General features: G+C 33.3%; 13 protein-coding genes. 6 read left to right on the top strand and 7 right to left on the bottom strand.

Annotated features, from left to right (window positions below; translation table 11 throughout):
- The first annotated feature begins 10 nt into the window (after nt 1-10).
- The 6 genes from QO182_RS07590 to QO182_RS07565 all read left to right on the top strand — a co-directional run bounded on the left by QO182_RS07590 (nt 11) and on the right by QO182_RS07565 (nt 8,726).
- Nucleotides 11-292, top strand: coding sequence for a DUF427 domain-containing protein (locus QO182_RS07590; RefSeq protein ID WP_371540655.1), 282 nt, complete (start codon nt 11-13; stop codon nt 290-292).
- 23 nt (nt 293-315) lie between these two features.
- Nucleotides 316-1,686 (top strand): mercuric reductase, encoded by a 1,371-nt coding sequence (locus QO182_RS07585; RefSeq protein WP_371560805.1) that lies wholly within the window; start codon nt 316-318, stop codon nt 1,684-1,686.
- Nucleotides 1,687-1,690: 4 nt separating this feature from the next.
- On the top strand, nt 1,691-3,172 hold the full coding sequence (locus QO182_RS07580; protein ID WP_371560803.1) for a BCCT family transporter: 1,482 nt from the start codon (nt 1,691-1,693) through the stop codon (nt 3,170-3,172).
- 59 nt (nt 3,173-3,231) lie between these two features.
- A complete protein-coding gene (gene egtD / locus QO182_RS07575; protein WP_371560801.1) occupies nt 3,232-4,224 on the top strand; it encodes an L-histidine N(alpha)-methyltransferase in 993 nt (330 codons plus the stop codon).
- Nucleotides 4,225-4,467: 243 nt separating this feature from the next.
- Nucleotides 4,468-5,685 (top strand): exonuclease subunit SbcD, encoded by a 1,218-nt coding sequence (gene sbcD, locus QO182_RS07570; RefSeq protein ID WP_371560800.1) that lies wholly within the window; start codon nt 4,468-4,470, stop codon nt 5,683-5,685.
- Nucleotides 5,686-5,708: 23 nt separating this feature from the next.
- Entirely contained in the window at nt 5,709-8,726 is a 3,018-nt protein-coding gene (locus QO182_RS07565; RefSeq protein ID WP_371560799.1) for an AAA family ATPase, read from the top strand.
- Nucleotides 8,727-8,880: 154 nt separating this feature from the next.
- Here QO182_RS07565 and QO182_RS07560 read toward each other — a convergent pair whose 3' ends face one another.
- From QO182_RS07560 to proB, 7 genes are all read right to left on the bottom strand, one after another.
- On the bottom strand, nt 8,881-10,041 hold the full coding sequence (locus QO182_RS07560) for a hypothetical protein (RefSeq protein ID WP_371560798.1): 1,161 nt from the start codon (nt 10,039-10,041) through the stop codon (nt 8,881-8,883).
- Complete coding sequence (locus QO182_RS07555; RefSeq protein WP_371560797.1) at nt 10,025-11,023, bottom strand: DUF2157 domain-containing protein; 999 nt, start codon at nt 11,021-11,023, stop codon at nt 10,025-10,027. Before QO182_RS07555 ends, QO182_RS07560 begins: the two co-directional genes overlap by 17 nt.
- A gap of 164 nt (nt 11,024-11,187) precedes the next feature.
- The gene (gene argH / locus QO182_RS07550) at nt 11,188-12,468 is read right to left on the bottom strand and encodes an argininosuccinate lyase (protein WP_371560796.1); all 1,281 of its coding nucleotides are present in this window, start codon (nt 12,466-12,468) and stop codon (nt 11,188-11,190) included.
- Between the two features lie 145 nt (nt 12,469-12,613).
- Nucleotides 12,614-13,684 carry a M20 family metallo-hydrolase gene (locus QO182_RS07545; protein ID WP_371560795.1) on the bottom strand — a complete coding sequence of 357 codons (1,071 nt, stop codon included), beginning with the start codon at nt 13,682-13,684 and terminating at the stop codon, nt 12,614-12,616.
- Nucleotides 13,685-13,764: 80 nt separating this feature from the next.
- Nucleotides 13,765-14,550 carry an acetylglutamate kinase gene (argB, locus tag QO182_RS07540; protein ID WP_371560794.1) on the bottom strand — a complete coding sequence of 262 codons (786 nt, stop codon included), beginning with the start codon at nt 14,548-14,550 and terminating at the stop codon, nt 13,765-13,767.
- Nucleotides 14,540-15,487: an N-acetylornithine carbamoyltransferase gene (locus QO182_RS07535; protein ID WP_371560793.1), complete on the bottom strand. Its 948-nt coding sequence runs from the start codon at nt 15,485-15,487 to the stop codon at nt 14,540-14,542. The genes argB and QO182_RS07535 overlap by 11 nt, the downstream gene beginning before the upstream one ends.
- Before the next feature lie 2 nt (nt 15,488-15,489).
- Nucleotides 15,490-16,251: a glutamate 5-kinase gene (gene proB, locus QO182_RS07530; protein WP_371560792.1), complete on the bottom strand. Its 762-nt coding sequence runs from the start codon at nt 16,249-16,251 to the stop codon at nt 15,490-15,492.
- Nucleotides 16,252-16,381 lie beyond the last annotated feature (130 nt).

Below are 16,381 nucleotides of genomic sequence, written 5' to 3'. Positions count from 1 at the left end.
AACAAATAGTATGAAAGCAATATTTAATAAAACAGTTGTTGCTCAAAGTGACAACACAATAGTTGTAGAAGGAAATCATTATTTTCCTTTAGAAAGTATTCATAGGGATTACTTTACTGAAACGACTCATCATACCACTTGTCCATGGAAGGGAGAGGCTTCTTATTATACGCTGAAAGTAAATGATGAAATTAGTGAAAACGCAGCTTGGTTTTATAACAATCCAAAAGACGCGGCTAAGGAAATAAAGAATTACGTAGCATTTTGGAAAAATGTTTCGGTTGAAGAATAAGTTTCTAATTTAAAAATGCAGTTATGAAAAAGTTTGATTTTATAATAATTGGTAGTGGACAAGCAGGAATACCTTTGGCATTTAGCCTATCTAAAAAAGGTAAAGTAGCACTTATTGAAAAAAGTTTAGTAGGTGGAACTTGCGTTAATAATGGTTGTGTTCCTACAAAAGCTTATGTGGCTAGCGCACGCAGAATGTGGGATAGTATGCATGGTGAAGAAATGGGAATCGAAATCCCTGCTGGTGCAAAAGCTAATATTGAAAAAATTAAAGCCAGAAAAGATAATTTAGTAAATGGTTCCCGCGAAGGCATTGAAAAAAGTATTGCCGAAAACGATAATATCACACTTTATAGAGGTGAAGCACATTTTTTATCCAATTATGAAATTGCAGTTAACGAGGATAAAATCACAGCGAAACAAATTTTTATAAATGTAGGAGCAAGGGCAGCTATTCCTGAAGAATATGCGCATGTTGATTATTTAACCAACATTAATATTTTAGGTTTAACCAAATTACCGGAGCATTTATTGATTATTGGCGGAAGCTACATTGGGCTAGAATTCGGTCAAATGTTTAAGCGTTTTGGTAGTAAAGTAACCATCATTGAACGCGGCGATCGACTGATTAGTAGAGAAGATAAGAATGTAAGTGAAACGGTTGCCGAAATTATGCAATCTGAGGAGATTGAAATTAAATTTAATGCTAAAGAAATAAATTTATCTCAAGATACTAATGGAATTTCGGTGAAAATAAACGGAGAGGAAAAGGAAATTAAAGGCTCTCATGTTTTACTAGCGATTGGGCGTTCGCCAAATACAGATACGTTGCATTTAGAAAATACGACAATAGAATTTGATAAAAAGAAAGGTTATATTACTGTAGATGATTATTGCAAGACAAACGTAGAAGGTGTTTTTGCGGTAGGGGATTGCAACGGAAATGGCGGATTTACACATACTTCGTATAATGATTTCCAAATTGTAGAGAACTATATTCTAGGAGATAAAAAAAGAAAAATTAGTGATAGAATTACTACTTACGGATTGTTTATTGATCCGCCTTTAGGAAGAGTAGGAATGACAAAAGCTGAAGCTAAGAAGAAAGGTTTTGATATTTTAATTGCGCACAGACCAATGGATAAAGTAGCTCGTGCTAAAGAAAAAGGAGAAATAAAGGGATTTATGGAAGCGATCATTGATGCTAAAACAAATCAGTTTCTAGGAGCTTGCATTTTAGGTGTTGGAGGTGATGAAATTATAAGTGGAATCACCAATTTAATGTATGCAAAACAACCTTACACGGTTTTTAGAGATGCAGTTCACATTCATCCTACTGTGAGTGAATTAATTCCTACTATGTTAGAAAATTTAAAACCAATAACTAAAGAATAGCATTTTGATTACAAAACTATACGGTCATGTAAGGTCAAATAGCTTATTGTTTTATGGAGCATTGTTTGGCGTATTTTTCTTTTTTACTGGTTTACTAGCTCCTGAATTATTAAAGCAAGGACTAAATGAAGTAAACCAGAATTTATTATCGGTTTTTAGTACTTATTATTTATGGGTAGGCTTAATAACAGTGATTGCCGCTTTAGTTATTTTAGTTTTACCTTTACGAAAACAACGTTTAGGAAATGAAAAACCTGCCTATTCGTATTTTAGTTGGGTAGCCTTATTGTATAGCACGGGAATGGGTTCTGGACTATTATTGCGTGCAGTTCAAGAGCCTGTTTATTATTTTAGCAATGCTCCCATTGCAACCACTAATAATAAAATAACGGCTTTGCAATATACTTTTTTTCATTGGGGATTTACACCTTGGGCAATGTATAGCCTGTTTGGTTTAATTGTCGCTTATAATCTTTATGTGAAGAAAACTAACAATTTACTAGATGCCATTGTACCTTATACTAAAAGTAGAGGCAAAAAATATATAGCTACACTATTTATTGTTTTAATTACCATTACAGGTGTAATTGCTTCATTAGGATTAGGAACTGCGCAAGTGGTAAACGGCATCAATTATGCTTTTAAAGTTGATTATGGCAACAATTTTCTATTAGCGATGGTTATTCTTATTGGATCTATAGCTACCTATTCAGCGCTTACGGGTTTGAATAAAGCGATTAAATTCTTAGCCGACTTAGATTTTACTTTTTCAATACTTCTTATGTTGTTTATTGCTTTATTCTTAAATTTTAATACCTTTTTTTACCATACTGCGATAGCTTTTTATAATTATGTAATTCATTTTTTTGAAATGAGTTTGTCTATAGGAAATTACAAAACTTCCGAAAATTTCACGAAAGACTGGACAGTTTTTTATTGGGCTTTCTGGTTGGCTTGGGTTCCTTTTACTGGAATATTTATTGCTAGAATATCTAAAGGAAGAACAATAAAAGAGTTTTTAATTACAACAATTTTAATTCCGACATTAGCTACTGTTATTTGGTTTTCAGTCTTTGCTAATTCAGCTTTTGACATTGTTACCACTATAGATAAGGCGCAATTTAATAATGTTTTTACTTCATTATTTGTTTTTCTAGAATATTTTCCACTGCACAGTCTTACCTTTTTTATTGCGGGAATATTAGTGCTTATTTCAATTATAAACTCTGTTGATTCAGCCATTTTCGTGTTGGGAATGATTAGTGATAAAGGAAATGAAAACCCCTCAAAGAAACATAAACTAGTATGGGGATTTATAATTACAGGAACTGCACTTGGACTTACCGCCATTGGAACTAGTGAATTATTGAACGGAATAAGTAATTTATTAGTAATTATGGCCTTACCTTTTAGTTTTTTATATGGTTACATTATTTTTTTATTTTTTAAAGATATAATTGCAAAAAAACAAGTGCCTATTACATAAACAAGCCTTAAGTTAATGCTTAAGCATTTTGAATTTTAAACAATTTATATCCTAACAAGATGAAAGAGACAAAAACTTTTAAAAAAATAGACTCAGCTAATAGTATGATTAACCAACTTAAAAAAGATATTGATGAAGGATTAAGTAATTTAGAAAAATCATTGCCTTCAAAGTATTTTTATGATAAAACAGGAGATGCGCTCTTTGTAAAAATCATGCATTTACCGGAGTATTATGTCACAAGGTCAGAGCATGAAATTTTTAAAGAACAGAGTAATAAAATTATAACAGCTTTGCAGCTAAAACCGGATACCTACTTTGAGTTAATTGAGCTTGGTGCTGGAGATGGTTTAAAAACTAAAGAGCTTTTGAAAGAATTGAACCGCGAAAAATACAAGTTTGATTACATGCCAGTAGATATTTCACAAAATGCACTAGATAGTCTTGAAGCTGATTTAAATAACCAATTACCAAGCTTATCAATTACGAAAAAGCAGGGTGATTATTGTGAGGTATTAGAATCATTGAAAGAAAATCAACACCCAAAAGTGATTCTGTTTTTAGGATCTAATATAGGAAATATGTCTGACAAGGTTGCCACTGATTTTATTTCTAAGTTAAGCAATAATTTACAAGAAGGTGATAAATTGTTCTTAGGTGTCGATTTGATAAAACCAGCGTCAGTTGTACTTCCTGCTTACAACGATAATCAAGGGGTTACAGCTGCTTTTAATCTAAACTTACTGCATAGAATAAATAGGGAATTAGGAGCTGAATTTAAAGTGGATGCTTTTAAACATCTGCCAGAATACGATGAGAAGGACGGAATTGCCAAAAGTTATTTGGTTAGTCTCAAAGCGCAACAAGTTTACATAGCTGAACTTAATAAAACTTTTCATTTTAAAGAAGGAGAAAAGATATTGATGGAGATTTCCAGAAAGTATAATGATGAAATTCTAGACAAAATTTTGAGCAAAACCGACTTTGAAATTAAAGACAGAATTACTGATAGCAAGAATTATTTTGCGAATTATATTTTAGAGCGAAAATAAATAAAACAAATAACGCGTTGTAGTTAGCAATCTAGCAAATATAAAAAGATGTCTTTTTTATGGTTTTCCGTAAAGAAGGCATCTTTTTTAAGTTTAGTTTTGCTCTGATTTTAATTTTTATAAGTTAAATTTGTTTACTTGACGAAATAAATGAACAACCCTTTTTTTGAGCTTACCGCGGTCAAAAATCACCTGAGAAACTTACTGTTTTTCTGAAGTTCTAAATAACAAAAGCCATAAATTATGAGCATAAAGATTTTGCATACTGCTGATTGGCACATTGGAAAACAATTATTAAAAATCGATTTTGCAAAAGACATGGATCTTTTTTTTGATTGGTTAATTAATTGTATCCAAGAAAATGATATCAATGTTTTATTGATGTCGGGAGATTTATTTGATCAAGCAAATCCGTCACAAACCGCTATGACACAATATTATGGGTTTTTAAAACGATTGTTACCACTTAAATGCAAAGTAATCTTGACGGGTGGTAATCATGATTCCCCGCACGTTATTAATGCTCCTAAAGAGTTATTAGAAATTCTCGAGATAAAAGTAGTAGGAGGTATTCCTGAAAACATAGCCGATTTATTCGTAGAAGTTACTTTAGGTAATGAAAAAATGGTGGTGGCTGCTGTTCCTTTTTTACGGGATAAAGACATTAGGAATGCCGTACCAGGTGAATCATACACGGATAAAATAGAATTGATAAAAGACGGAATTGCAAATTACTTTGCTAATGTGAACCAACATTATAAAGCAAATTATGATAACGCTCCTTTTATTGTTATGGCTCATTTGTTTGCGCAAGGCGCTTCGGTTTCTGATAGTGAACGCGAAATACAAATAGGAAATCAGGCTGGAGTTGCATCAGCCGTTTTTGGAGAGGAACCACATTATGTTGCTTTAGGACACATACACAGACCACAAATGGTAGGTAAACCAAATATTCGCTACAGCGGCTCTCCAGTTGCATTGAGCTTTAGTGAAAAAAAAGACATTAAAGAAGTCGTTATACTGACTTTGGAAGACAATAAATTTACTATAAAATCACTACCAATTCCTAAATTTAGAAAGCTTTTAAGTATTAAAGGAACAGTTGAAGAAGTTATCAAAAAAATAGCTGATTATCAGTCAGATTCCATATTAACAGATCTCGCTGAAGTTAGTATTGAAGAAGACAATGAAAACATTGCGCACATTAAAGCATTAGAGGATTTGTTAACAGCAGAACCAGAAAACGGATTGCAAATTTTAAAAGGAAGTATCAAGTTTAAAACGGAAGTTGCAGGTACTTCAAAATTGCTTTCTAAAGGAGAAGATATAAAGGATTTTTCTGCGGTTCAATTATTCGAAAAAAGATTAGAACAAGACGATTCATTAGAAAATACAGATGAATTAATTAATGCTTTTAGAGAAATATTAGAGGGATTACAAACTTCTGAAATAACAGAATAATAGCTCACAACGACTACTTTACTATGAAAATTTGCAAGATAAAATTTAAGAACATACACGCTTTAAAAGGCGAACATACTATTGATTTTGAAAATGGTATTCTGGGAGAAGCAGGACTTTTTGTGATTACAGGCGCTACTGGTACTGGAAAATCAACTTTACTGGATGTGATCACTTTAGCATTGTATAATAAGATTCCAAGAATTGATAAAGCTATTTCAGAAAAAGTGATTGAGGACGAAGGGGTGATTTTAACCAAAAATGCTTTAGATTGTTATGCCGAAGTAGAATATGAAGTGAAAGGAGAGCGGTACTTGTCGTCATGGTCGATTCGTAGAACGAGAACTGGCTCTTTAGATAAACGAAAACAAGAATTAATAAACGGATCCACGGGTGCCATTTTAGTTTCTGGAGTACAAGAAGTAGTTAGTGAGAATGAACGTATTATTGGTCTGAATTACAATCAGTTTGTACAATCAATGATATTAGCTCAAGGGCAGTTTTCGAAATTACTTTTAGCAAAAAAAGACGACCGAAATGCATTGTTAGAAGAGATTACGGGTTCTTCTATTTATCGAAAAATTGGAAGGTCAGTTTTTCAAAGATTTCGTGGAGTGGAAGATGCTGTGAAGACGCAAAACATTAAAATGGGTGAAACGGTTTTGTTAACTGCCGAAGTGGTTAAAGAAATTCAAGAAGATATTTTAGTGCAAAAACCGTTGCTAGCAGTTAATGTAATCAAACAAGAAACCCTTGGAAAGAAAAAAGTAGTTAAGGAAAGTATTCTTAAAAATAGCAAATTAAAAGAAACGAATGAAATAGAATGGACTGCTTTTACAAAAGATAAAGCGACATTTTTACCTCAGGAAAACCAACTGAAAACGCATGATAGCGTCGTTATTTTTAAAGAGCAAATGCTTGCTGTGGCCGATGCCGAAAAAAAATTAGCTGAGTTATTAGAGCGAATTGCCGTAGGTACTACTAAACTTTCCGAACAAGAAAAAGGAAAAAGTGAGTTGGTTTTGTTAGCTAGTACATTAGTAAAAAAAGAAGTTAATGCTGAAAAATTTGAAGACGAAATAACGGACTTTAGAAATCGTGTTTTAGCATTACAAGAAGCCGAAAAAAACAGCTTATCTCAAGCCAAACAACAGTCGCAACGCATAGAAGATAAACGTAATGAACTTAATGGATACGGAATATCATTAACCATAAACGATACGTTATCAGATCAAATACAGTCCGAGTTAACTATAATTAATACCGAAATTACTCGAAAAGGAATTACTTCTGTTGATGCAGTTAGATCAAAAAAAGATGATTTGACACGACTGATGTTACCAGCGAATCAGTTAATTGGAGACAGAAAATTATTTGACGAAAAAAGTAAAGGAATAGGGGAGTTGCAACTTAAAATCAAGAAGCAACAAGAGGAAATAGAGGTGTTAATTGCTTCAGGGAAATTACAAAGTGAAACATTAGAAAGTTTGTTGCCAAAGTTCGAAAAGGCAAAAAAAGAACTTGATGACTGGAAACAACGCAAAAGTTTAGACGAACACCGCCATGAATTAAAAGACGGAAAAGCTTGTCCGTTGTGTGGTTCTGAAACACATCCATATGCGCAGGAGCTATCAGAAACTTTGGTGAATTCATTGGAAGAAAATTTTCAATCATTGACAAAGCAATTAGAAGATTTGAAAAAAGCATTGCTTGAAAATGAAGTAAAGCGTCGAAGTTTGCAGAAGATAACTGCAACTGAGACTGAAGCGATAGAAAATAGGATCGCGGAATTCAAAACTTTAGAAAACAAGATAACCGAATTGTGCAATCAGTTAAAATGGACTACCAAAGACAGTCTTGAAAAATGGCAGCAAGATGCGACTGATTTCCAACAAGAGTTAAAAGAGCTTGATAAACTTGAAAATTACATTAAAGCCAAGATTGTTTTTAATGAAATGCAACAATTATATAGTGATTATTCGGTTTTAAAACAGGGGTATAGTGAGGCTAGACAAGCGTTATTATTAGTTTATGACCGAAAAGACATCACTACAGAGGTTAGTAAAGTAAGCAACGATTTTAGCTCTTGTACTTCTACGATAAAGAGTTTGAAAGAGCAGTTAACCGACTTCCAAAAAAGTAAAACAGAAACAATAACTGAAAAAGAACGGTTGCTAGTAAGTCTTTTACCTGAACTTCAACAAAGAGGAATTGCTTCTTTAGAAGAATTAAAAGCAAAAATACTAGACGAAAGTACGGCTAGTCAGCTTCGTAAAAGTTTGCAGCTGTTAGTGGAGAATGAAATTCGTTTAGAGACCAATAAAAAAGCTATTGACAAATCATTAGAAGAAGAGAAAAAATTAGATGATGCGTCAATTACATTAGAAGAAATAACTATTTCGCTACCAAAAATAGTAGCCGAAATAGCGGTATTGAATAAACATATTTGGGATCAAGAAAACAAAATTGAAATTGATATTCAAAATAAAGAAAAGCTTAAAGAAAGTCAGAAAATATTAGATGGTTTACAAAAAGACTTGGCGCTTTGGAGTAAAATGAACTTATTAATTGGTGATGCTACGGGTAAGAAATTCTCAAATTTTGTTCAAGATTTAACCTTAAAGCAGTTATTAGAATATGGGAACCAGCGTTTAATAGGTTTTTCAGATCGTTATTTATTAGACACCACAAACGACTCTGATGGATTAAAAGTTATTGACACCTATATGGGAAACACAAAACGTTCTGTTAGCTCTTTGTCTGGTGGTGAAACGTTTAAATTGAGTTTAGCTCTCGCTTTTGGTTTATCTGATTTAGCAGCTCGTAATGTCTCAATTGAATCGCTATTTATAGATGAAGGTTTTGGCTCTTTAGACCCAGAATCTTTAGATCAAGCTATTAGCATTCTTGAAAATATGCAAAACGAGTCTAATAAATCCATCGGGATTATTTCTCACGTAGGAGAATTAAAAGACCGTATTGGAACCAAAATTAAGCTGGTTCGCACGGGAGCTGGCTATAGTACCATTGAAATTGAATAACTTTAGTGCTGTGAATGTTTTTTTGCAAAGACTCACAGAGTAAACACACGTTTTTACCAAGCATAAAAAAATAGTAGCAATCGCAAATTGAGTAGAAAGCACAAACGTTAAGCCGCTAATCATTAATTTTAGTACTGAATTCTTTGTTTTATATTTAAAAACTGTCACCAGAACCGCCACCGCTAAAACCACCGCCGCCAAACTCCATATTTGATTCGGTTGTAGTTTCCGGTTTTAAGCCCAGTTGTGAAGAAATTAATATTTCGGCATTCAAAAAAGCATTTGTTTTTGTAAAACGGTTAGGCTTAAAAGTGACTCCAGTTTCTTTGTTTTTTAGTTTTTTTATAGCAAAATAAGTAAATGCAAAAAGAAGTAATCCGCCAGTGGTTAAGACAATTTCAATAGGTAAAACAGCATAGTAAAAACGAATGGTATAAATAGAGAAACCAAAGGTTAAGAATCCAATCCATAGCATTATTCTTTCTTTTTTTAATAGAGAATAAACTAAATAGAACACGGGTACGACAAAGGTAAAACCATAAAAGAATAGTGCGAACGGAATATCACTATTTGGAGCAATGGCTGCACCAAGTAGTACAACTGAAAGTTCTCTTACTACAAGATAGTTTCCAGAAAGATAAAAGAGTATCAGGCTGAAACTATTCGCTAAAGAAATTCCTTTGTGATAAAAAGGGTTTGCTAATTTTGGTACTGTTGTTTTGGTTAAAAAATAGAGTGCTACAGCAAATAACATCATTATAAAAGGCAAAACCGTTTTTCCTGTATTACCCAATTCAAACATAGCGTATGTTAGCGTAGCGGTTAATGCGAAACAAAATAGTAGTGCCATGGAGAGATGCAAATAACGGAGATAACTCATTAAAGCGGTTAACGTTATAAATGAAGCAATTACTATTTCGTTTCCATCTGTGAAAAGCCCTATGGCTATTGCCAAAGTCAATTGGGATCCTAATATAAACGCATCATCTAAGCCATGACCGTAAAATTTTTGGCGGGTTAAAACTTCTGCCCCTACAAAACCAATAATAGCGGACAGAAATACAATAATTTTAAAATTTTCATCTAGTGCTTCAGCACTAATTAAAGTTAAGAAACCACAAATAGAAGAATATAAAAAAACACCTAATAAGAAAAACGCCGCTCTAATGAGTAGGTTATTATAACTTTTAGGGATTACTAGTTCTTTTTTGATGGCGTCATATTGGTTACTATCTACGAAGCCTGCTTCTTTTAAAGAATGTGCTTCTTCCACTAGAGCTAAGTTTTCTAATTCTACTTTATCGTATACTATCATCGGTGCTGTCTTTATTGAATTTTTTAATAAGGCGAATAAATAGAATTATAGAAATTATGAAATAAAAGGGTACAAAAAAGAAGAAAGAAATTAAAAACTCATCAATATTTAGAAGTGCTATGGCTTTGAATAAAATAATATTAACCCCAATATATGCATATACGATAGTGAAAACAAAAAGAGAAACAGATTTGACTTTATAGCTGGATGTGTAAAAATAATACAAGGCAGCAGCTAAAAACAGAAAGAATACAAACCAGTAGGGTTTAAATAAATTATTGATGCAGGAAATACTAATAAGGTGTAACCCAAAAGTCAAATACACTACGGTGAAATGTTTTTTTAATGCAATTTGGTTACTGTAAATGGACCAAAGAACAAGTATGATTCCCAAGGCAATCGCCGAATAACTTAGTGTATTCGTTTCGTAAAAATCATTATTAAGCAGTGATTGTGGACTAACCGATAAACCGACGTATGCAGCAAGACCAGTGATTGCTATGGATAAGATGCTTTTGTTATCAAAATAATAGGCACAAAAGAGTCCGATTACTGTGGGAATTAAAGTTGCTAACCCATAATGGGTGCCAAAAGCTGTGTATTGAAATTGCAAATAGCCTATAAAAATACAAGTCAAAAGAATAGCAGCAAGAATGAGGTAGTCAAAGATTGGGTTTTCAAAATTAGTTTCTCCTTTTTGAAATCCAGTGCTATTTTTAAAACTGAAGTAATAACAAATAACCGTTACTACTAATAATAAAGATAAAATAGCAATATGACCTATAGTATCAATATTTTGATAAATCAGAATCCCAATTCCTGTAGTAAAGGATAAAACGGACAGATATAGAAACAATTTTAACTCGGCATTTAGAGAAAAAATTTCCAAACTTCGATATGCTTTAACTTGCTTGAATTGAGTATCCGATATTAATTTTTTCTCAAAAAGGCCTTGGGTTGCTTTTTCTTCTGTGGGTATCATACTTCTAATTTAAAATGGCTACTATTCAAATATATGTATAATGTATTAGTTTCTTGTACTTACTTTAGTTTGTTCGAAAATAATTTAAAAGTTTTGTAAAAAAAAAATCCATTCTTAAAGAATGAATTTTTAAAATAGTTGTGAGACTAGTAGTTGTACTATTTTTAATATGCTTTGTTCATTTTATCCTTAATCTCTGCTAAACATAAATTATTTATGCTTCCTTCATGAGTATGTTTGGTCTCTTTTGGAGATTCATAAGTACCATTTTCTAACTGTTCGGCTACGGCTTTATAAGCATCTCTAAAAGGCATTCCAGCAACAACCATTTCGTTTAAAGTATCTACGGTAAACAAGTAATTGTATTTTTTATCAGACAAAATATTGTCTTTTACTTTGATATCTTTTATAGAGAAAATGGCAATATCCAAGCAGGCTTTCAGGTTTTGGATTGCTGGAAACAATCCTTCTTTCAATAACTGTAGATCTCTATGGTAGCCACTGGGAAGATTATTAGTAATTAAAGTGATTTCGTATGGCAAGGCTTGAATCTTGTTGCATTTTCCTCGAATTAATTCGAAAACATCAGGGTTTTTCTTGTGTGGCATAATGCTAGAACCTGTGGTAAGATGCGCTGGCAATGTAATGAAATCAAAATTCTGACTCATATATAAACACACATCCATAGAAAATTTAGATAGGGTAGCGGCAACACTACTCATGGCAAAAGCTAAAATTTTCTCTGATTTTCCACGGCTCATTTGGGCAGCTACTGCATTGTATTTCAAGGTTTCAAAACCTAATTCTTTTGTAGTAAACGTTCTGTCTATTGGGAACGAACTTCCGTAACCAGCAGCAGAACCCAGCGGATTTTGATCTACAATTTTTAATGCCGCATTCAACATTGTAATATCGTCAATTAAACTCTCGGCATAAGCAGAAAACCACATTCCGAAAGAAGATGGCATTGCGATTTGTAAATGCGTATATCCAGGTAACAATACGTTTTGGTACTTATCTGCTGATTCCATCATTAAATCAAACAAGGTTCTTACTTGTTCTTTTAAGACTTTAATTTCGTCTTTTAAATACAAATGCACGTCTACTAATACTTGATCGTTACGGGAACGGGCAGTATGAATTTTTTTACCGGCATCACCTAGTTTTACCGTTAACATATATTCGATTTTAGAATGCACGTCTTCAAAACTATCTTCGATTACAAAATTCCCTTTTTCTACATCAATAATAATTTTTTCCAAAGCCGTTACCAATGATTCGGTTTCCGCGTTTGTCAGTAAACCAATTTGGCCCAGCATTTTTGCATGAGCAATAGAGCCCAAAGCATCATATTTAGCTAGAACCAAATCCAAATCTCTGTCGTTACCAACAGTGAATTGTTCTATTTGTTTATCAGTAGGTATTCCTTTTTCCCAAAGTTTCATAGTATTGTTTTTTTGTTTCGTAGGGACAAGTCGCAACTTGTCTGTACTTATTATTTGTAGCCCCGATAGAAATGAAAATCCTTTTTATTTTGTCTTTAAAAATAAAAAGATTGCAATGAATAGCGGGAAATTGCTCCTAATCATTCTATTGTTTTAAAAAATCTCCCAGTATTTTAATATATAGTTTGATTCCTTCTTCGATTTCATTCACATATATAAATTCATCTGCGGAGTGGGACCGCAGCGTATCTCCAGGTCCTAATTTTAATGATTTACAGCTCAGAACGGATTGGTCAGAAAGGGTAGGAGAGCCATATGTTGTGCGTCCTAAAGCAATTCCGGCCTGCACTAATCCGTGCGATTCTGGAATAGAAGAGGAACTTAAATTCATAGAGCGTGGGCTAATCTCTGCGTTTACATTGTCTTTTACGATTTGTAAAATTTCGTGATTAGTATAGCAATCGTTGACACGAATATCGATAACCAAATCACATTCTGACGGTACCACGTTGTGTTGTTTTCCAGCACTGATCTGGGTAACGGTCATCTTTACAGGGCCTAATTGCTCTGATATTTTTTCGAATGTATAGTTTTTAAACCATTCCATCACTGGAATCGATTTGTAAATCGCATTATCGTCATTTTGATGTGCAGCGTGACTTGGCGTTCCTTTTACTTTCACATCTAAGACTAATAGACCTTTTTCGGCTATGGCCAATTGCATTAAAGTAGGTTCGCCCACGATAGCACATTCTAGTTCTGGTAAATGTTTCAGTACACTATTTAAGCCTTTTTTTCCGCTGCTTTCTTCTTCGGCAGAGCCAACAATTACAATGTTATAAGGTAAATTTTCCTTAGCATAAAAATGGACAAAGGTAGCGAGCAAAGAAACCAAGCAACCACCTGCATCATTAATGCCTAAACCAAATAATTTACCTTCTTTTACAAAAGCATTAAATGGATCGTTAGTATAGGCTTGATTGGGTCTTACCGTGTCGTGGTGTGAATTTAAAAGTAGGGTAGGTTTAGCGGCATCAAAATGCTTATTGTAGGCCCAAACATTATTGTTTTCTCTTTTGAAAGGGATATCGTTTGAATTGAACCAGTTTTCTAGTAGTATCGCAGTCTTATCTTCTTCACTTGAAAAGGAAGGAGTTTCGATTAGTGCTTCTAAAAGTGAAATGGCTTCTTGTGTAAGGATTTCGATGTTTTTCATTTATTGTGAATTTTTAACTCAGATTAAACAAATTAGCACAGATTAATTTGTGCTAATCTGCGAAATTTATGCTTAACATTTTATAGTTCTATTGTTGTGCAAATAGCATCATTGTTTTGCAACATGCTATGGTGACCAATTCGTATTTTTTGAACTCCTTTAGACAAGCTATTGAAGCAATTATCCAGTTTTGGAATCATCCCAGAATGAATGGCTTTTTCTTCTTTTAATTTCGAATATAAATCGGAATTCATATTTGCTATTACTGATGAATCATCTTCAGAATCGAATAAAACACCTGGTTTTTCAAAACAGTAATTCAAAGTAACGTCAAAGACTTCTGATAGGGCAATAGCTAGTTCACTAGCAATCGTATCAGCATTTGTATTTAATAACTGCCCATTTTTATCATGGGTAATCGCACAAAAAACAGGAACGATTCCGCTAGAAAGTAAAGTTTCTAATAGCGAAGTATTTACTGATGTTACATCGCCTACGAATCCGTAATCGATGGTGGGATGGTTTCTTTTATCAGATTGGATTAAATTTCCATCCGCTCCAGAAAAACCCATAGCATTAGTATTATGAGCTTGTAATTGTGCTACAATGTTTTTATTGATTTGACCAGCATAAATCATCACTACAACATCAAGCATGGGCGCGTCTGTAATGCGTCGTCCGTCAATCATTTGTGGAACTAAACCAATACTTTTTGCCATTTTAGTAGCTGATTTTCCGCCACCATGAACAAGTACTTTATAGCCTTCAATGTTTGAGAAATCAGTTAGAAACTGTTGTAGCTCTTTTGGATCATCAATTATGTTTCCTCCAATTTTGATTACGGTAACGGATTTTTTATTGTCCATTTTTTAATATTTTTTGCAATACTAATTGTGCTGCATAGGTTCTATTATTAGCCTGTTCAATAACAATTGAATTTTCACTATCTAACACTTCATCTGTAACAATCACATTACGTCTCACAGGTAAACAGTGCATGAACTTGGCATTATTAGTTAGTTTCATTTTATCTGCTGTTACTGTCCAATTTGGATCAGAATTAGTGATTTTTCCATAGTCACTATAACTGCTCCAGTTTTTAGTATAGATAAAATCGGCATTTTCAAATGCTTTATTCTGATCGTATTCAATCTTAGATCCTTTAGTGATTTCTGGATTTAGTTCGTAGCCTTCAGGGTGTGTGATGACAAATTCTGCATCTTGTAACTGCATCATTTCCACAAAGGAATTGGCTACAGCCTGAGGTAAAGCTTTAGGATGTGGAGCCCAAGATAAAACTACCTTTGGTCTGTGTTCTGTTTTAAACTCTTCCATGGTAATTGCATCAGCAAGGGATTGCAAAGGATGTCCTGTTGCACCTTCCATGTTCACTATAGGCACGGTAGCATATTTTAAAAATCCGGCCATTACAGTTTCGGCATTGTCTTTTTCTTTGTCTACCAATCCAGCAAAGGCTCTTATAGCGATGATGTCGCAATACTGAGACACCACTTCTGCAGCTTCCTTAATATGCTCTGAAGCGCCCTGATTCATGATAGCTCCATCTTCGAATTCTAGTGTCCAACCTTCATTGGTAAAATTCATAACCATGACATTCATTCCTAAATTTAAAGCAGCCTTTTGCGTACTCAAACGGGTTCTTAAACTTGGATTAAAAAACAACATTCCTAAAGTTTTGTTCTTTCCTAATTTTTTATTTTTAAGCGGCTTGTTCTTAATTTTAATTGCCGATTTCACCCATTCTGATAGGGAGTCTATGTTTTGTATTGATACGTAATTCATCTTTATGTAATTTTAGTAAATGGAATCTTATTTTGTATGGCATTCAAAATGAAATTATCATATAAACCATTCACAACCCAAGTCTCGATATTAGCTGCTTTTGCAATTGCTGCCGCTTCAATTTTAGATTGCATTCCACCCGTTCCTTGTGATGATTTAGTGTCACCTATTTCTTTGTCAAGCGATTGTAGGTCTGTAACTAAAGTAATAGTCTCAGGTTCTATATCATGGATAGATGATTTAGTGTAAATTCCATTTGTATTGGTTGCAATGATTAATATATCTACTTTTAATAGAACAGCTGCTAGTGCCGCTAATTTATCATTGTCACCAAATCGGATTTCATCGGTTGCAACGGTATCATTTTCATTAATAATAGGAATGTAATTATTCTCAACTAATATATTGATTGTATTGACAATATTTACTTTTGATTGGTCTTTTTCGAAATCAGAGTAGGATAGTAGGCACTGTGAAGTAAGTAATCCTAAATCACTAAAGTTTTCGTGAAAAATCCGCATTAAATGCGGTTGCCCAATAGAAGCCAATGCTTGTTTAACCACTATTTCCTTCCCTTTACTCTCTAGTTTTACAAACTGTTTTGCAGCAGCGATAGCGCCTGAACTCACAATGATAAACTCATATTCCTCGTTTAAAGCAGCTATTTGCATTCCGATATCTTCGATCTTTCCTCTCGAAATATGATTGGTTTCTCGGGTTAATGTATTTGTACCTATTTTTAGTAATATTCTTTTTTTAGCCATTGTATTTAACCACAAAGGGTTTTTTATGTGTTTACTTTTAACCGCAAAGGGCACAAAGAATTTTCCTTTTTTATCTATAAAAATATAAAGTTCGCAAAGCCGTATGTTTGTTATTCGTATTTAAAGTGTA

The sequence above is a fragment of the Flavobacterium sp. Arc2 genome (genome assembly GCF_041431385.1).
Taxonomy (GTDB): Bacteria; Bacteroidota; Bacteroidia; order Flavobacteriales; family Flavobacteriaceae; genus Flavobacterium.
This window is presented reverse-complemented; position numbering and strand designations above follow the sequence as displayed.